The organism is Streptomyces sp. NBC_00523 (genome assembly GCF_036346615.1).
In the GTDB taxonomy this organism is placed as follows: Bacteria; Actinomycetota; Actinomycetes; order Streptomycetales; family Streptomycetaceae; genus Streptomyces.
Genome location: NZ_CP107836.1, coordinates 1239670 through 1257645 on the forward strand (window position 1 = coordinate 1239670; position 17976 = coordinate 1257645).

The following is a 17976-nucleotide window of genomic DNA, read 5'->3' on the forward strand; positions in this document are numbered from 1 at the left end:
CTTCCGCGCAGTGCGGAAGGGCCCCTCTCGTGTACGCGTGCTACGGGCGGCGGGCCGAGGTCACCCGGTAGACGTCGTAGACGCCCTCCACGCCGCGTACCGCCTTCAGGACGTGGCCGAGGTGCTTCGGGTCGCCCATCTCGAAGGTGAAGCGCGAGGTGGCCACCCGGTCCCGGGACGTCTGGACGGCGGCGGACAGGATGTTGACGTGCTGGTCCGAGAGGACCCGGGTGACGTCCGACAGGAGCCGGGAACGGTCCAGGGCCTCGACCTGGATGGCGACCAGGAAGACCGAGGACTGGGTGGGCGCCCACTCGACCTCCAGGATCCGTTCGGGCTGCTGGGAGAGCGAGTCGACGTTCACGCAGTCCGCGCGGTGCACGGAGACGCCGCTGCCCCGGGTGACGAAGCCGATGATGGGGTCGCCGGGCACGGGTGTACAACAGCGCGCGAGCTTGACCCACACGTCGTCCACGCCCTTGACGACGACCCCGGGGTCGGCGTTGGAGCGGCGCTTGGTGCGGCTGCGGGAGGGCGGGGTGCTCTCCTCCAGGTCCTCGTTGGCCGCGTCCTCGCCGCCGAGGGCCTGGACCAGCTTCTGCACGACGCCCGCGGCGGCCACATGGCCCTCGCCGATCGCGGCGTACAGGGACGAGATGTCCGGGTAGCGCATCTCGTGCGCCAGGGTCACCAGCGAGTCGCCGGTCAGGATGCGCTGGATCGGCAGGTTCTGCTTGCGCATGGCCCGCGCGATGGCGTCCTTGCCCTGCTCGATCGCCTCGTCGCGGCGCTCCTTGGAGAACCAGGCGCGGATCTTGTTGCGGGCCCGGGGCGACTTGACGAAGCCCAGCCAGTCGCGGGAGGGCCCGGCGCCGGCCGCCTTCGAGGTGAAGACCTCGACCAGGTCGCCGTTGTCGAGCGTGGACTCCAGCGGCACGAGCCGGCCGTTGACCCGTGCTCCTATCGTGCGGTGGCCGACCTCCGTGTGGACGGCGTACGCAAAGTCAACCGGGGTGGCCCCGGCGGGCAGCGCTATGACGTCGCCCTTGGGCGTGAAGACGAAGACCTCGTTGCGCGAGAGGTCGAAGCGCAGGGACTCCAGGAACTCGCTGGGGTCCTCGGTCTCCTTCTGCCAGTCCAGGAGCTGACGGAGCCACGCCATGTCGTTGACGGTGTCCTGGCCGCGCCCGGTGTTCTTGGGGACGTCGGTGCGGACCTTGGAGGCGCCCGCGACGGCCTCCTGCTTGTACTTCCAGTGCGCGGCGATGCCGTACTCGGCGCGGCGGTGCATGTCGAACGTACGGATCTGGAGCTCGACGGGCTTGCCGCTGGGACCGATCACCGTGGTGTGCAGCGACTGGTACATGTTGAACTTGGGCATCGCGATGTAGTCCTTGAACCGGCCGGGGACCGGATTCCATCGCGCGTGCACGGTGCCGAGCGCCGCGTAGCAGTCGCGGACGGTGTCCACGAGGACGCGGATGCCCACCAGGTCGTAGATCTCGGCGAAGTCGCGGCCCCGCACGATCATCTTCTGGTAGACGCTGTAGTAGTGCTTCGGCCGTCCGGTGACGGTGGCCTTGATGCGGGCGGCGCGCAGGTCGGCCTGGACCTCGTCGGTGACGATGGCGAGGTATTCGTCGCGCTTGGGCGCGCGCTCGGCGACCAACCGCACGATCTCGTCGTACATCTTGGGGTAGAGGATCGCGAAGGCGAGGTCCTCCAGCTCCCACTTGATGGTGTTCATGCCCAGGCGGTGGGCGAGCGGGGCGTAGATCTCCAGCGTCTCGCGGGCCTTCTTCTCCTGCTTCTCCCGCTTGAGATACCGCATGGTGCGCATGTTGTGCAGCCGGTCGGCGAGCTTGATGACCAGGACGCGCGGGTCCTTGGCCATGGCGACGACCATCTTGCGCACGGTCTCGGCCTGGGCGGCCTCGCCGAACTTGACCTTGTCCAGCTTGGTGACGCCGTCGACCAGCAGGGCGACCTGGTCGCCGAAGTCGCGGCGCAGGGTGTCCAGGCCGTATTCGGTGTCCTCGACCGTGTCGTGCAGCAGCCCGGCCATCAGAGTGGCCGGATCCATACCCAGCTCGGCGAGGATCGTGGTGACGGCGAGCGGGTGCGTGATGTACGGGTCGCCGCTCTTGCGCTTCTGGCCGCGGTGCCAGCGCTCGGCGACCTGGTAGGCCCGCTCGATCTGGCGCAGCGTGGCGGTCTCGGTCTTGGCGTCGTTGCCGCGGACGATCCGCAGCAGCGGTTCGAGGACCGGGTTGTACGGGCTGGAGCGCTGGACGCCGAGCCGGGCGAGGCGGGCCCGGACGCGGTTGGAGGAGCCGCCGGAGCGGGAGGCCGGGCCGGTGGGCGAGGTGGACCCGGCGGCGGGCTTCGCGGGGGGCTTGGGCGCGGTCGGGGCGGGTGCGGCCGGCTGGGCGGGGGAAGCGGGCGCGGGGCCGTTGGCCTCGGCGGGCGCCGGGCCCGTGCCGGGCTGGGGCGCCGGAGGCTTCGGCTTCTCCGCGGGCTGCTGCTTCGCGGGCGTGGCGGAGGCGCCCCCGGGCTTGTCGGGCTGCGGGGCGGCGACTGGCTGGGCCTCGTCTGGCAAGAGCGCTCCTCGTGCGGATCCGGACACACCCGGAAGGGCCATCGTAACGACCCGGCGGCCCGTCCTCCCCCGGGGACCGTGAGAGCCCTGACAACGCCGACGGGCACCCGGTTGTTCCCGGGTGCCCGTCGGCGTCGGTGCGGCAGCTCCTCAGACCGTGATCAGGGCCTCCAGCGGGGCCCCGCGCAGGCTGTCGGCCAGGCGGGCCCGGCCGGCCAGGAAGCCGAGCTCCATGAGGACGGCGACCCCGGCGACCTGGGCGCCGGCCCGGCGGATGAGCTCCAGGGACGCGTCGGCGGTGCCGCCGGTGGCGAGCACGTCGTCGATGACCATGATCCGGTCGTCGGCGGACAGGTCCTCCGCGTGGATCTCGATCTCGGCGGTGCCGTACTCCAGCTCGTACGCCTGGCTGAGCGTGGCGCCCGGCAGCTTCCCGGCCTTGCGGACCGGTACGAAGCCGAGGCCGGCCCGGACCGCGACGGGCGCGGCCAGGATGAAGCCGCGGGCCTCCAGGCCGACGATCTTCGTGGCGCCGTGCCGCAGGCACAGCTCCGCGAGGGCGTCGGTGAGCGCCGTGAAGGCGACCGGGTCCGCGAGCAGCGGGGTGATGTCCTTGAACATCACGCCCGGCTTCGGGTAGTCCGCCACGTCACGGATGCGGCTGAGCAGCAGCTCCCTGGTGCTCTCGGTGGTGCTGGTCATCAGCGCTTCCCCGGGGTCCGGCCGTGGCCCCTCGGCTGCTGGCGCTGTCCGACGACGGCACCCGCGGGGGCGGCGTCCTCGTAGTCGCCCTCGCCTCGTTCGTCCTCCTCGGTCTCACCCTTGGCGGCGGCGGCCGCGCGCTTGGCGAGGACCCGCTTCTTCAGGGCCTTCATCTGCGGCTCGCGTTCCTTGAGGTCGGCGACCAGCGGGGTGGCGATGAAGATCGAGGAGTACGCACCGGCCGCGAGGCCGACGAAGAGGGCGAGCGAGATGTCGTTCAGCATGCCGGCGCCGAGGACGCCGCCGCCGATGAACAGCAGGCCGGCGACCGGCAGCAGGGCGACGACGGTGGTGTTGATCGAGCGGACCAGCGTGCTGTTGATGGAGCGGTTGGCGACGTCGCTGTACGTCCACCGGGTCTGCTTGGTGATCCCCTTCGTGCCCTCCTTGAGGCTGTCGAAGACGACGACCGTGTCGTAGAGGGAGTAACCGAGGATGGTCAGCAGACCGATCACGGTGCCCGGGGTGACCTCGAAGCCGACGAGGGCGTAGACACCCACCGTGATGGTGATGTCGTGGATCAGCGCGACCAGGGCCGCGACGGCCATCCGCCACTCGAAGGCGATGGCCAGGTAGATCACGACCAGGATCATGAAGACGCCGAGGCCGGTCCACGCCTTGTTGGCGATCTGCTCGCCCCAGCTGGGACCGACGAGGTCGGCCGCGATCTTCTCGCGCGGGACATCGAGGTCCTTGGCGAGCTTGTCCTGGATCTGGTCGGACTTCGCGGTGTCGACCTCGGTGATCTGGATGCGCAGACCGCCGTTGCCGAGCTTCTGGACGATGGCCTGGTGGCCGGAGGCGTCGGACGCCAGGTCCTCCGCCTCGGAGACGGACACGCTCGTCTTCGGGGTGGTGAAGACGGCACCGCCCTTGAACTCGATGCCCATGTTCAGGCCGCTGACCACCAGGCCGAGGATGGCCGTGATGGTGATCAGGACGGAGACGCCGTACCAGATCTTGCGCTTGCCGATGAAGTCGTAGCCGACCTCGCCTCGGTAGAGACGGGCGCCGAGATTCCCGAGTCGCGACATCTCACGCCTCCTTCGGTTCGGTGGGGGCGTTGACACGACGGGAGCGGCGCAGCGGCGGCTTCGCACCGAGGCGCTTCGGGTCCAGACCGGACCACGGGTGGCCGCTGGCGAAGAACTTCTTGCGGGCCATGATCGTCATGAGCGGCTTGGTAAAGAAGAAGACCACGACGACGTCGAGCAGGGTGGTGAGACCCAGCGTGAACGCGAAGCCCTGGACCTTGCCGACGGTGACCACGAAGAGCACGGCGGCGGCGAGGAACGACACGAAGTCGGAGACCAGGATGGTGCGCCGGGCGCGCGGCCAGCCGCGTTCCACGGCGGGGCGCAGCGTACGGCCCTCGCGGATCTCGTCCCGTACGCGTTCGAAGTACACGATGAACGAGTCGGCGGTGATACCGATGGCCACGATGGCACCGCAGACGGCCGGCAGGTTCAGCGCGAAGCCGATGGCCGGGCCGAGCAGCGACATGATCGTGTAGCTGAGGATGCCGGAGACCAGGAGGCTGAGCAGGGCGATGAACGCCAGACCGCGGTAGTAGGCCACCAGGTAGATGACCACGAGGGCGAGGCCGATGGCGCCGGCGATGAGACCGGCCTTCAGCTGCTCGCCGCCGAGCGCTGCGGTGACGGTGGTGACGCTCTGCTCCTTGAAGGAGAGCGGGAGCGCACCGTAGGAGAGCTGGTTGGCCAGGGCCTCGGCGGACTCCTGGTTGAAGCTGCCGGAGATCTCGGCGCTGCCGCTCAGCTGCTCGCTGACGCGGGGGGCGGAGACGACCTCGCCGTCCAGCGCGATGGCGAACTGGTTCTGCGGCTGCTGCTGCGTGGAGAGCTTCTTGGTGATCGTCTGGAACTGCTTGGAGCCCTTGCCGCTGAACTCCATCTGGACGATCCACATGCCGCGCTGCTGGTCGAAGGCGGCCTTGGCGGTCTTGACCTCGGTGCCGGAGACCTCGGCCGGGCCGAGCACGTACTTGGCGTCGCCTTCCTGGCTGCAGGCCACGACGGTGTCGCCGGCCTTGCTGCCCAGGGCGGCCTTGGAGCGGGACGCCTTGCTGGAGCAGTCGAGCGAGGCGAACTGCTCCTGGAGCTTGGCGGCGGCGGCCTGGTCCTCGGCGGACGCGGACTCACTGGCCTTCGGCGTGGCGCTGGCCTTCGGCGACGGCGAGGAGTCGGCCTTCAGGGCGCCGGTGACCGCGCGGCCCTGGGTGGTGGCGGACGCGGACGGCTTGTCCGAGGGGCTGGCGGCCTTGTCGCCGTCCGTCGCCTTCTCGGAGGCGGACGCCTTCGGCGAGGGCGAGCTGCTGGCCTTGCCGGAGGGCGAGGCGCTGGGGTCCGGGGTGGGCGTGCCCTCGGCGACGGTCAGCACCGGCCGGAAGTACAGCTTGGCGGTGGTGCCGACCTGCTCCCTGGCCTGGGCGGAGTTCGTGCCCTTGGGGATGTTGACGATGATGTTGCTGTTGCCCTGGGTCTGGACCTCGGCCTCGCTGACCCCGAGACCGTTGACACGGCGGTTCATGATGTCGACCGCGGTGTCCATGTTGGTCTTGTTGATCGCCTTTTCCTGGCCCGGCTCGGCCTTGGCCTCCAGCGTGATGGAGGTGCCGCCCGCCAGGTCGATGCCGAGTCGCGGCGTCGGCTGGTGGGCCAGGAACATCCCGCCCGTGAGGGCGACCATGGCGATCAGGATCAGCGCCAGGGAACGCACTGGGTTCCCCTGACCGCCGGCCGCGCCTCGGCCCTTCTTCGGTGCTGCCACCTTGTTGTTTCTCCCTGTCCAACCGCCCCGCGCCGGGTATGCGCCCAAGCGGCCACGAAGTTAAGTGGGGACCCGCCCCCGCGAAGGCACGCACGCACCGGGGGCCGGACGCCTGTGGGCTCTCACGGCATCCCCGGGTCGCGGTGTGCTACTTCGCGTCGGCCTCGCCGTCGGTCTTGCCCTCGGACTTCTTGTCGTCCGCGGCTTCGGCGTCGGCCTCGACGTCGTCGTCCGAGTCGGTCTTCTTGACCAGGTCGGTCTTGGCGTCGTCGGCCTCGGTCAGCGAGGAGGCGTCGTCGGGCACGACCGCGGCGTCGACGTCGAGCTCCGGGTCGTCGCCGTGGACGATGCGGTTGTACTCCGCGTCGTCGAGGACGGCGCCGATCGCGTTCTTCGCGTACACGGCGTGGACGCCGGGAGCGACCTCAAGGAGGACCGTGTCGTCGTGCAGCTCCTTGACGGTGGCGTACATGCCCCCGATCGTGCGGACGCCGGTGCCGGGCTGCATCTCGTTGCGCATGGCAGCGGCCGCGGCCTGCTTCTTCTTGGCGGACCGCGTCATCAGGAACATGGCCCCGATGAGCACGATGAAGGGGAGGAGAAGGGACACATTCACGGGACGAGTTTCCTTCGCACGACCGCACTGGAGAACGGCCTGGTCTACGGGGGTGGATACACCGACCCGTTACGGGCGGCATCGGCGGAGTCTAAGCGAGTCCGCATCGATGGAACAACGCCCAGCATGGCACCGTGGTTCCGCTTCCGGTCAACCTGTGACGCATCACGCCCCGAACAGGCCCTGTTGTCCCGTTACGCCGTGCTGCGGCGGGACCATTCCCAGGTGGGCCCAGGCGGCCGGGGTGGCGACCCGTCCGCGCGGCGTCCTGGCCAGCAGTCCTTCCCGTACGAGGAAGGGCTCGGCGACCTCCTCGACGGTCTCGCGCTCCTCCCCCACGGCGACCGCGAGCGTGGACAGGCCCACCGGACCCCCGCCGAACAGCTTGAGCAGCGCCCCGAGCACCGCCCGGTCCAGCCGGTCCAGACCCCGGGCGTCGACCTCGTACACCCCGAGGGCCGCCGACGCGATCTCCCGGTCGATCCGGCCGTCGGCCTTGACCTGGGCGTAGTCCCGCACGCGGCGCAGCAGCCGGTTCGCGATACGGGGCGTGCCCCGGGAGCGCCCGGCGATCTCGGCGGCGCCCTCGGCGTCCAGCTCGACGTCGAGCAGGCGGGCGGACCGGTGGATCACCCGTTCCAGCTCGGCGGGGGCGTAGAACTCCATGTGCCCGGTGAAGCCGAAGCGGTCGCGCAGCGGGGGCGGCAGCAGCCCGGCCCGGGTGGTGGCGCCGACCAGCGTGAAGGGGGGCAGCTCCAGCGGGATCGCGGTGGCGCCGGGGCCCTTGCCGACGATGACGTCGACCCGGAAGTCCTCCATGGCCATGTACAGCATCTCCTCGGCGGGCCGGGACATGCGGTGGATCTCGTCCAGGAACAGCACCTCGCCCTCCTGGAGCGAGGAGAGGATCGCCGCGAGGTCGCCGGCGTGCTGGATGGCGGGGCCGGAGGTGATGCGGATCGGGGCGTTCATCTCCGCCGCGATGATCATGGAGAGGGTGGTCTTGCCGAGGCCGGGCGCGCCGGAGAGCAGGACGTGGTCGGCGGTGGCGCCGCGGGCGCGGGCGGCCTTGAGGACCAGGTCGAGCTGTTCGCGGACCTTTTCCTGGCCGACGAACTCGTCCAGGTCCTTGGGGCGCAGCGCGGCCTCGACCGCGGTGTCGTCGCCGTCCGCGCCGGCGTCGACCAGCCGCTCGTCGAGCCGGTCGTCCATGCCGGCTCCGGTGTCGTCCCAGTTCATCTCGTCTGTCCGCCTCGGATGTATCGGTGCCCGGGCCGGGGGTGGCCGGCCGGGCGGAGAAGGGGGGCCCGTGCCGCTCAGCGCGCCCGGTTGAGGGTCTGCAGGGCGGCGCGCAGCAGCTGTGGCACGGGCGCCTGGCCTCCGGCGGCGAGGGCTTCCTCGGCCTGGGGCGCGACGGCGGCGACCGCCTCGTCGGCCTCGCGGGTGGCGTAGCCGAGGCCGATCAGGGCGGCCTGGAGCTGGTCGCGCCAGGAGGCGGAGACGGCGCTGCCGATGCCCTGGCCGGGGGCGTGGGCGCCGATCGGTTCGCCGAGTCGGTCCTTCAGTTCCAGCAGGAGCTTCTGGGCGCCCTTCTTGCCGATGCCGGAGACGGCGGTGAGCGCCTTCTCGTCGCCGGTGGCCACGGCGAGCCGCAGGGCGTCCGGGGTGTGCGTGGCCAGCATGGCCTGGGCGAGCCGGGGGCCGACGCCGCTGGCGGTCTGGAGGAGCTCGAAGACCTGCCGCTCGTCGTCGTCGGCGAAGCCGTAGAGGGTCAGCGAGTCCTCGCGGACGACGAGTGAGGTGGCGAGCCTGGCCTCCTGGCCGATGCGCAGGGCGGCCAGGGTGTTCGGGGCGCACTGGACGGCCATGCCGATGCCGCCGACCTCGATGACGGCCGTGGTCGGGGCGAGCGCGGCGACGGGGCCGGTGACGAAGGCGATCATCGGGGGACCTTCCGGACGGGTACGGCTGCGGTGCGCGGGACGCGCGGGGTGCGGGCGGCGGCCGCCGCGTGCGCCTGCTGGAGGCGGTTGAGGGCGGGGGCGCGCCAGATGTGGCAGATGGCGAGCGCCAGGGCGTCCGCGGCGTCGGCCGGCCTGGGCGGGGCGTCCAGCCGCAGGAGCCGGGTCACCATGGCTCCCACCTGTGCCTTGTCGGCGCGCCCGCTGCCGGAGACGGCGGCCTTGACCTCGCTGGGCGTGTGCAGGGCGACGGGGAGGCCGCGCCGGGCCGCGCAGAGCATGGCGACCGCGCTGGCCTGGGCGGTGCCCATCACCGTACGCACGTTGTGCTGGGCGAAGACCCGCTCCACGGCGACGCAGTCGGGGCGGTGCTCGTCGAGCCATTCCTCGATGCCGCGCTCGACGGCGACCAGGCGGTGGCCGAGCTCCGCGTCGGGGGAGGTGCGCACGACGCCCACGCCGAGCATGGTGAGCGGGCGGCCCGCGACGCCCTCGACCACGCCGACCCCGCACCGGGTCAGTCCCGGGTCCACGCCGAGCACGCGCACGGTCGCCCCTCCCTGCCGATCGGTCAACTGTTCCAGTGTTTCAGCAGGCTATCGGTCGGCACCGACAATGCGGCGGGCCGGCGGGGGTGTGTCCCCCGCCGGCCCGTCCGCAACAGCTGTGTCAGACGCGGCTCAGGCGTCGACCTTCGCCATGACCTCGTCGCTCACGTCGAAGTTGGCGAAGACGTTCTGCACGTCGTCGCTGTCCTCCAGCGCGTCGATCAGCTTGAAGATCTTGCGCGCGCCCTCTTCGTCCAGGTCGACCTGCATGGTGGGCAGGAAGTTGGCCTCGGCCGAGTCGTAGTCGATGCCCGCCTCCTGGAGCGCGGTGCGGACCGCGACCATGTCGGTGGCCTCGCTGACGACCTCGAAGGAGTCGCCGAGGTCGTTGACCTCCTCGGCGCCCGCCTCGAGAACGGCACCGAGCACGTCGTCCTCGGTCAGCTCGCCCTTGGGGACGATGACGACGCCCTTGCGGTTGAAGAGGTACGAGACGGAACCCGGGTCGGCCATCGAACCGCCGTTGCGGGTCATGGCGACCCGTACGTCGGACGCGGCACGGTTGCGGTTGTCGGTGAGGCACTCGATGAGCACCGCGACGCCGTTGGGGCCGTAACCCTCGTACATGATCGTCTGGTAGTCGACGCCGCCCGCTTCGAGACCGCCACCGCGCTTGACCGCGGAGTCGATGTTCTTGTTCGGGACCGAACTCTTCTTCGCCTTCTGGATCGCGTCCACGAGGGTCGGGTTGCCCTCGGGGTCCACACCGCCGGTGCGGGCCGCGACCTCGATGTTCTTGATCAGCTTCGCGAAGAGCTTGCCGCGCTTGGCGTCAATCACGGCCTTCTTGTGCTTCGTCGTAGCCCATTTAGAGTGGCCGGACATCTGCCTTCTCCTTCGCGTCACCAAATTCCGTACGAACCCGAGAGATCCTACCGGGATCGAGTCACCCGGCCGCGCGCACCATCTCGGTGAAGTACGCGTGGAGTCGGTGATCCCCGGTCAGTTCCGGGTGGAACGAGGTGGCGAGGGCGTTGTTCTGGCGTACGGCCACGATGTGCCCGCCGTGCTCCGCGATCACCTTCGCCCCGGCGCCCACCGACTCGACCCAGGGGGCCCGGATGAAGACGCCCTCGACCGGACCGCCGTCGATCCCGGCGACCTCGACGGCCGCCTCGAAGGACTCGTTCTGCCGCCCGAAAGCGTTACGGCGCACGATCATGTCGATGCCGCCCAGCGTCTCCTGGCCGGACCGGGGATCGAGGATCTTGTCGGCGAGCAGGATCATCCCGGCGCAGGTGCCGTAGACCGGCATCCCGGCCGCGATGCGCTCGCGCAGGGGGTCCAGCATGCCGAAGAGGGCGGCCAGCTTGGACATGGTGGTGGACTCGCCGCCGGGCAGGACCAGGCCGTCCACCTCGGCCAGCTCCTCGGGACGCCGGACCGGCCTGGCCAGGGCGTCCGCCGAGGCCAGGGCGATCAGGTGTTCCCGTACGTCGCCCTGGAGGGCCAGGACTCCGATCACAGGGGTGTCGTTCATCGGTGACTACCAGCCGCGGTTGGCGTAGCGCTCGGCCTCGGGCAGCGTGTCGCAGTTGATGCCGACCATGGCCTCGCCCAGGTTCCGGGAGGCGTCCGCGATGATCTTCGGGTCGTCGTAGAAGGTGGTGGCCTTCACGATGGCGGCGGCGCGCTTGGCCGGGTCGCCGGACTTGAAGATCCCGGAGCCGACGAAGACGCCCTCGGCACCGAGCTGGCGCATCAGCGCCGCGTCGGCCGGGGTGGCGACGCCGCCCGCGGAGAACAGCACGACGGGCAGCTTGCCCAGCTCCGCGACCTCCTTGACCAGCTCGTAGGGGGCGCGCAGGTCCTTGGCGGCCGCGTACAGCTCGTTGTTGTCGTAGCCGCGGAGCCGGGCGATCTCGTTCTTGATCTGGCGCAGGTGGCGGACGGCCTCGACGACGTTGCCGGTGCCCGCCTCGCCCTTCGAGCGGATCATGGCCGCGCCCTCGGCGATACGGCGCAGCGCCTCGCCCAGGTTGGTGGCGCCGCAGACGAAGGGGGTGGTGAAGGCGAACTTGTCGCTGTGGTTGACCTCGTCGGCCGGGGTCAGGACCTCGGACTCGTCGATGTAGTCGACGCCGAGGGACTGGAGGACCTGCGCCTCCACGAAGTGGCCGATGCGGGACTTGGCCATCACCGGGATGGACACCGACTCGATGATCTCCTCGATCATGTTCGGGTCCGACATCCGGGCCACGCCGCCGTCCTTGCGGATGTCGGCCGGCACCCGCTCCAGCGCCATGACCGCCACGGCGCCCGCGTCCTCGGCGATCTTCGCCTGCTCGGCGTTGACGACGTCCATGATCACGCCGCCCTTGAGCTGCTCGGCCATGCCGCGCTTGACGCGGGCGGTGCCGGTGGCGGGGGCGTCGGCGGACTGCGGGGTGCTGGGAAGCGTGGACACGGATGACCTCACTGGGGGGAGCGGATGCGGACGCGCCGAATGACGCAGTCCCGAGCAAACTCCCCCGCACCAGTCCACAGCAAGGGCCAATAGGAGGCCGGTGGATCGTTTTCGCCTACGCCCCCGCGTACGGGGACAGGGCACTGTCCGTCAGCTGCCCGGCCGGTCCGCGAGGGCCACCGGCGGCTCGTCGTCCATCTCGAAGGCCAGCGGGAACGGCGCGTGCCCGGCCAGCCGGAACCACCGCACCGTGCGATGGCGGCGCAGCGCCCGCGCCGCCCGGACCGCGTCGTTGTGGAAGCGGCGCGCCATCGGCACCCGCCGCACCGCGGCCGCCAGCTCGGACGCCGCGTCCTGGCCCCCGGGGATCTCCCGTACCGCCTCCACCTGCGCGCTCTCGCCGAACACGGCGCGCAGGGCGGTGCTCAGCTCGCTCTCGGCGACCTCGCGGTGGTCCTCGGGCGACTGCCGCGCGGCGTGCGCGGCCTCGTACAGCACGATCGACGCGGCCGGGTCGAGGACGCCGGAGGTGGCGAGCTCCTGGGTGACCGAGGCCCGGCGCAGCAGTTGCGCGTCGAGGGCGGCCCGGGCCGCGTCGATGCGGGTGTGCAGCCGGTCGAGGCGGCCGGCGGTCCAGCTGAGGTACAGGCCGATCGCGACGAGCACCACGACGGCCCAGATGATGAGGGTTACGGTCACGGGCGGCAAGGCTACCGGGGAACGGGCCCCGCCCCGGCTACTCCCGGGCCAGCCCGAACCGGGCGCGCAGCCCGGTGCGTTCGTCGGCCGCCACCGAGGCGGCGCCGTCCGTCACCGTCTCGTACACCGCGAGGATGTCCGCCCCGACCGTCGACCAGTCGAAGCGCCGGACATGGGCGCTCCCCCGCTCGCGCAGCCCGGCGCGCCGCTCCGGGTCGCCCAGCAGCCGGATCGCCGCCTCGGCCAGCGCGTCCGCGTTCTCGTTGGCGAACAGCTCGCCCGCCGCGCCCTGGTCCAGGACCTGCGCGAAGGCGTCCAGATCGCTGGCGAGGACCGGCGCGCCCGCCGACATGGCCTCGACCAGGATGATCCCGAAGCTCTCGCCCCCGGTGTTGGGCGCCACGTACAGGTCGACGCTGCGCAGCAGCCGCGCCTTGTCCTCGTCGCTCACCATGCCCAGGAACTCCACACGCGAGCGCATCTCCTTCGGCAGCGAGGCGACGGCCTCCTCCTCGTCGCCCCGGCCCGCCACCAGCAGCCTGGTGTCCGGGCGGGCGGCCAGGATCGCGGGCAACGCGCGCATCAGGACGGGCAGGCCCTTGCGGGGTTCGTCGATGCGGCCGATGAAGCCGATCGTGCCGCCCTGCCACTCGGGCCGGGGCTCGGCCCGCGCGAAGAAGTCGACGTCCACGCCGTTCGGGATGACCACGGCGTCCCCGCCCAGGTGCTCGACCAGGGTTCGGCGGGCGTACTCGCTGACCGCGATCCGCGCGCTGATCTTCTCCAGCGCCGCCTGCAGGATCGCGTACGCGGCGATCATCGCCCGGGAGCGCGGGTTGGACGTGTGGAACGTGGCGACGATCGGCCCCTGCGCCGCCCAGCAGGTCAGCAGCCCCAGCGACGGCGAGGTCGGCTCGTGGATGTGGATGACGTCGAACGTGCCCTCGTGCAGCCAGCGCCGCACCCGCGCCGCCGACAGGAAGCCGAAGTTCAGCCGGGCCACCGAGCCGTTGTACGGCACCGGCACGGCCCGGCCCGCGGAGACCACGTACGGCGGCAGCGGCGTCTCGTCGTCGGCCGGGGCCAGCACGGACACCTCGTGGCCGAGCCGGATCAGATGCTCGGCCAGGTCGCGGATGTGGAACTGCACTCCGCCGGGAACGTCCCAGGAGTACGGGCAGACGATGCCGATCTTCACGTCGGGTCTCCGCTCCGGTCCGCACGGGGTTCGAGGTCGGCGATCCAGAGCCGTTGCAGCATGTGCCAGTCCTCCGGGTGCTCGGCGATGCCCACGGCGAACGCGTCGGCCAGGGCCTGCGTCATCACAGACGTCTTCCCGGCCCGGTCACCTGACTCCGGCACCTCGACCGGCGGATGGATGCGCGCCTTCATCACCGGCGTGTCGTCGTACGAGAGCGTCACCGGCAGCAGCAGCGCCCCGGTCTGCTGGGCGAGCAGCGCGGGCCCGGCCGGCATCCGGGCCGTATCGCCGAAGAACGACACCTCGATGCCCGACGAGGACAGATCGCGGTCGGCGACCAGGCAGACCAGACCGCCCGACCGCAGCCGCCGGGCCAGCGTCCCGAACGCGGCACCGCCGGTGTGCGGCAGCACCTCCATGCCCAGGCCCTCGCGGTAGGCGACGAACCGGTCGTACAGCGATTCCGGCTTCAGCCGCTCGGCGACCGTGGTGAACGGCACCTTCAGGTCCGTGGTCACCCACGCCCCGGCCAGGTCCCAGTTCCCCAGGTGCGGCAGGGCCAGGATCACCCCGCGCCCCGAGTCCAGCCCGTCCGTCAGCCGGTGCGCGTCCGTGACGTCGATCGACGCCTTGATCCGCTCCGGGCTCCAGGTGGGCAGCCGGAACGACTCCATCCAGTAGCGCATGTACGAACGCATGCCGGCCCGCGACAGGGCGGCCAGCCGGGCCGGGTCGGCGTCCGGCACGACCCGCTTGAGGTTCGCCTCCAGCCGGAGCACACTCTTGCCGCGCCGCTTCCACACCTGGTCGGCGAGGGTACGGAAAAGGGCCCGGGCGGCCGGTTCGGGCAGCGTCTTGACCGCCGACCAGCCCAGCCCGTACAGCGCGTCGCTCAGCCGCTCCTTCGCGCCGGGCCGCGCGTCGGCGCCGGCCACGCTCACTCCCCGGCCGCGTCCGCCGCGTCCGCCTCGGCGGACTCGCGGCGCACGGTGACGACCCGCTGGACCAGCGTCACGAGGCTGCCGACGGCGACGATCCACAGCGCGATCGGCAGCAGCACCTGGATGCCCGGCACCCCGAACTTGTGCAGACCCGCGAAACCGGCCGCCACCAGCGAGATCACCAGGCGCTCGGCACGCTCCACGAGCCCGTTGACCGCCACCGGCAGCCCGATCGCCTCACCGCGCGCCTTCGTGTACGAGACCACCTGGCCGCTCGCCAGGCAGAAGATCGCCACCGCGCACAGGACGTTGTCGTCGCCGCTGCCCGCGTACCAGAGGGCGAAGCCGCCGAAGATCGCACCGTCGGCGACCCGGTCGAGCGTGGAGTCCAGGAACGCGCCCCACCGGCTGGAGATGCCCGCCTGGCGGGCCATGTTCCCGTCGACGAGGTCCGAGAACACGAAGATCGTGATGACGATCGTGCCCCAGAAGAACTCCCCCATCGGGAAGAAGACCAGCGCACCGGCCATCACCCCGGCCGTCCCGATCAGGGTGACCGCGTCCGGGCTCACACCGAGACGGAGGAGCAGTGCGGCGAACGGCGTGAGGACACGCGTGAAAAAGGCACGCGCGTACTTGTTCAGCATGGCCTTCCCGAGGGGTAGCTGGGCCGTGTGACCCCGTCGGCCACCGGCTGGAGGGTGCTGAAGGCCCTGGCCGGATCAGGGAGCGGTGGCCGGTGCGTGCGGCTGCAAGGCGCCGGAGCGTCTCCATGGCGGAGCCATGAAGGCGTTTCGGCAACGCCGCAGACGTGCGTGCCGGGCGCCGCGAGCCCGGCCAGGGCCTTCAGCACCCTCCGCGCCCATCGTAGTCACGCTCCGCGGCGTCCACCGTCCGGGCACCCCGGCCGGTGCGGGCGCGAGCTATGGACGCGGTGCCGAGGCAGTGCCAAGCTCGGAATACCGCGGGCGTCGCCGCTGCCGCCGCGTCGGCCCTGAGCGCGTGCCCGTGCGCCACCGACGGGAGGCATGATCATGGGCGACAAGGCACACACACGCACCGGAGCCGCCGGAGGGACACCGGCGGCCGGCCACCACCCCCGCGCCCTGCGCAACGTGGCACTGGTCGGCCACAGCGGCTCCGGCAAGACCACACTGGTCGAGGCGCTCGCGCAGACCGCGGGCGCCCTCGGCCGGGCGGGCCGGGTCGAGGACGGCACGACCGTCTCCGACCACGCGGAGATCGAGCACCGCCAGAACCGGTCCGTCCAGCTCTCCCTGGTCCCCGTGGACTGGGACGGGCACCGGATCAACCTGCTGGACACCCCCGGGTACGCCGACTTCGTCGGGGAGGTCAGGGCCGGGCTGCGGGCGGCGGACGCGGCCCTCTTCGTCGTCTCGGCCGCCCAGGACCCCGAGGCCGTCGCCGCGACCACCCGGGCGCTGTGGGAGGAGTGCGCCGCCGTCGCCATGCCCCGCGCTCTCGTGGTCACCCACATCGACACCGCCCGCACCCCGTTCGACGCGATGACCCGGATCTGCGGGGAGCTCTTCGGCGGCGACGACCCCGACGCCGTACTCCCCCTCTACCTGCCCGTGCTCGGCCCCGAGGCCGCCGACGGGCACGCCCCGCTCACCGGCCTCACCGGCCTGCTCACCGAGCGCGTCTTCGACTACTCCTCGGGCGAGCGCGCCGAACACCCCCCGTCCGGCGACGAGCGGGCACCCCTGGCCGAGGCCCGCGCCCGCCTCATCGAGGGCATCATCGCGGAGAGCGAGGACGAGACCCTGATGGACCGCTACCTCGGCGGCGAGGCCATCGACACCGGCACCCTGATCACCGACCTCGAACGCGCCGTGGCCCGCGGCTCCTTCCACCCCGCCCTCGCCGCCGCCCCCGCCGCAGAGGGCGCCCGCCAGGGCATCGGCACCGTCGAACTCCTCGACCTGATCACCGGCGGCTTCCCGACCCCCTTCGAACACCCGCTGCCCGCCGTCACCGCCCCGGACGGCTCCCCGCTCCCCGCCCTCGACGGCGACCCCGAGGGCCCCCTGGTCGCCGAGGTCGTCAAGACGTCCTCCGACCCCTACGTCGGCCGGCTCTCCCTCGTCCGCGTCTTCTCCGGCACCCTGCGCCCCGACGACACCGTGCACGTCCACGGCCACGGCCTCGACTCCCCCGCACACGAGGACCGGCCCGACCACGAGGCACGCACCCGCGTCGGCGCCCTCACCTCGCCCTTCGGGAAGCAACAGCGGCCCCTCGACGCGTGCATCGCCGGTGATCTGGCCTGCGTCGCCCGGCTGGAGACCGCCGAGACCGGCGACACCCTCTCCGGCACCGGCCACCCGCTCCTCCTCGCACCCTGGACCACCCCCGACCCCCTGCTCCCGCTCGCCGTCCAGGCCCACAGCAAGGCCGACGAGGACAAGCTCTCGCACAGCCTGGCCCGCCTCGTCGCCGAGGACCCGGCCATGCGCCTCGAACAGAACCCGGACACCGGACAGCTCGTCCTGTGGTGCCTGGGCGAGGCCCACCTGGACGTCGCCCTGGACCGGCTGCGCGACCACTACGGCGTCCAGGTCGACGCCGTCCCGCACCGCGTCGCCCTCCGTGAGACCTTCGCCGGACCGGCCACCGGACGCGGCCGCCACGTCAAGCAGTCCGGCGGCCACGGCCAGTACGCGGTCTGCGAGATCGCCGTCGAACCCCTGCCCGCCGGCTCCGGCGTCGAATTCGTGGACCGGGTCGTCGGCGGCTCCGTCCCCCGCCCGTTCATCGCCTCCGTCGAGAAGGGCGTCCGCGCCCAGGCCGCCCGGGGCGTCGCCGCCGGACACCCCCTGGTCGACATCCGGGTCGTCCTGCGCGACGGCAAGGCCCACTCCGTGGACTCGTCGGACGCCGCCTTCCAGACCGCCGGCGCCCTGGCCCTGCGCGAGGCCGCCGCCGAGGCGCACGTCCGGTTCCTGGAACCCGTCGCCGAGGTCAGCGTCCTGGTGCCCGACGACTACGTGGGCCCGGTCATGAGCGACCTCTCGGGCCGCCGGGGCCGGGTCACCGGCACCGAGCAGTCCGGCTCCGGACGCACCCTCGTCCGCGCCGACGTCCCCGAACTGGAAATCGGCCGGTACGCGGTGGACCTGCGCGCCCTCACCCACGGCACCGGCCGCTTCGACCGCGCGTACGCCCGCCACGAACCCATGCCCCCACAGCTCGCCGACCGCGTCCACGCCTCCCCGGGGTGACGCGGAACGGGCCACTCCCCCCGCACGTTGTCCACAGGGCCGGACGGCGGACGTATCCGGACGATACGCTGAGACCCCAGCTCAGAAAGTGTGCCGGGCACGGCAGTTGGGAAACAGCCGCAGGAGCGGTTCCTCGGTGGCGAGTGG

At 71.8% G+C, this 17976-nt stretch carries 16 protein-coding genes; 1 reads left to right on the forward strand and 15 read right to left on the reverse strand.

Features of this window, described 5'->3' with window-relative positions; genetic code table 11:
- Positions 1-40: 40 nt before the first annotated feature.
- From OHS17_RS05495 to pgsA, 15 genes are all read right to left on the reverse strand, one after another.
- Positions 41-2599: a RelA/SpoT family protein gene (locus OHS17_RS05495; protein ID WP_018103880.1), complete on the reverse strand. Its 2559-nt coding sequence runs from the start codon at positions 2597-2599 to the stop codon at positions 41-43.
- 150 nt (positions 2600-2749) lie between these two features.
- Complete coding sequence (locus OHS17_RS05500) at positions 2750-3301, reverse strand: adenine phosphoribosyltransferase (protein WP_073864348.1); 552 nt, start codon at positions 3299-3301, stop codon at positions 2750-2752.
- Positions 3301-4395 carry a protein translocase subunit SecF gene (gene secF, locus OHS17_RS05505; protein WP_018103878.1) on the reverse strand — a complete coding sequence of 365 codons (1095 nt, stop codon included), beginning with the start codon at positions 4393-4395 and terminating at the stop codon, positions 3301-3303. The genes OHS17_RS05500 and secF overlap by 1 nt, the downstream gene beginning before the upstream one ends.
- Before the next feature lies 1 nt (position 4396).
- The gene (gene secD, locus OHS17_RS05510; protein WP_161212543.1) at positions 4397-6151 is read right to left on the reverse strand and encodes a protein translocase subunit SecD; all 1755 of its coding nucleotides are present in this window, start codon (positions 6149-6151) and stop codon (positions 4397-4399) included.
- 148 nt (positions 6152-6299) lie between these two features.
- Positions 6300-6767 carry a preprotein translocase subunit YajC gene (gene yajC, locus OHS17_RS05515; protein ID WP_330311276.1) on the reverse strand — a complete coding sequence of 156 codons (468 nt, stop codon included), beginning with the start codon at positions 6765-6767 and terminating at the stop codon, positions 6300-6302.
- A gap of 165 nt (positions 6768-6932) precedes the next feature.
- Positions 6933-8006: a Holliday junction branch migration DNA helicase RuvB gene (gene ruvB, locus OHS17_RS05520; protein WP_073864353.1), complete on the reverse strand. Its 1074-nt coding sequence runs from the start codon at positions 8004-8006 to the stop codon at positions 6933-6935.
- Positions 8007-8083: 77 nt separating this feature from the next.
- Positions 8084-8710: a Holliday junction branch migration protein RuvA gene (gene ruvA, locus OHS17_RS05525; RefSeq protein WP_330311277.1), complete on the reverse strand. Its 627-nt coding sequence runs from the start codon at positions 8708-8710 to the stop codon at positions 8084-8086.
- The gene (gene ruvC, locus OHS17_RS05530) at positions 8707-9276 is read right to left on the reverse strand and encodes a crossover junction endodeoxyribonuclease RuvC (protein ID WP_330315162.1); all 570 of its coding nucleotides are present in this window, start codon (positions 9274-9276) and stop codon (positions 8707-8709) included. Before ruvC ends, ruvA begins: the two co-directional genes overlap by 4 nt.
- A gap of 132 nt (positions 9277-9408) precedes the next feature.
- Positions 9409-10161, reverse strand: coding sequence for a YebC/PmpR family DNA-binding transcriptional regulator (locus tag OHS17_RS05535; RefSeq protein ID WP_026171624.1), 753 nt, complete (start codon positions 10159-10161; stop codon positions 9409-9411).
- 61 nt (positions 10162-10222) lie between these two features.
- A complete protein-coding gene (gene pdxT / locus OHS17_RS05540) occupies positions 10223-10816 on the reverse strand; it encodes a pyridoxal 5'-phosphate synthase glutaminase subunit PdxT (RefSeq protein WP_018103871.1) in 594 nt (197 codons plus the stop codon).
- A 6-nt stretch (positions 10817-10822) separates the two neighbouring features.
- The gene (gene pdxS, locus OHS17_RS05545) at positions 10823-11743 is read right to left on the reverse strand and encodes a pyridoxal 5'-phosphate synthase lyase subunit PdxS (protein WP_018103870.1); all 921 of its coding nucleotides are present in this window, start codon (positions 11741-11743) and stop codon (positions 10823-10825) included.
- Positions 11744-11893: 150 nt separating this feature from the next.
- Positions 11894-12442: a hypothetical protein gene (locus tag OHS17_RS05550; RefSeq protein WP_330311278.1), complete on the reverse strand. Its 549-nt coding sequence runs from the start codon at positions 12440-12442 to the stop codon at positions 11894-11896.
- A gap of 37 nt (positions 12443-12479) precedes the next feature.
- A complete protein-coding gene (locus tag OHS17_RS05555; RefSeq protein WP_018103868.1) occupies positions 12480-13640 on the reverse strand; it encodes a glycosyltransferase family 4 protein in 1161 nt (386 codons plus the stop codon).
- A complete protein-coding gene (locus OHS17_RS05560) occupies positions 13637-14584 on the reverse strand; it encodes a phosphatidylinositol mannoside acyltransferase (protein WP_161209361.1) in 948 nt (315 codons plus the stop codon). The genes OHS17_RS05555 and OHS17_RS05560 overlap by 4 nt, the downstream gene beginning before the upstream one ends.
- Positions 14581-15231 carry a phosphatidylinositol phosphate synthase gene (gene pgsA, locus OHS17_RS05565; RefSeq protein WP_161209363.1) on the reverse strand — a complete coding sequence of 217 codons (651 nt, stop codon included), beginning with the start codon at positions 15229-15231 and terminating at the stop codon, positions 14581-14583. The genes OHS17_RS05560 and pgsA overlap by 4 nt, the downstream gene beginning before the upstream one ends.
- A gap of 387 nt (positions 15232-15618) precedes the next feature.
- On the opposite strand from pgsA, the gene OHS17_RS05570 reads away from it, so the two are divergent.
- Positions 15619-17829 (forward strand): elongation factor G-like protein EF-G2, encoded by a 2211-nt coding sequence (locus OHS17_RS05570; RefSeq protein ID WP_330311279.1) that lies wholly within the window; start codon positions 15619-15621, stop codon positions 17827-17829.
- The last annotated feature ends 147 nt before the right edge of the window (positions 17830-17976 follow it).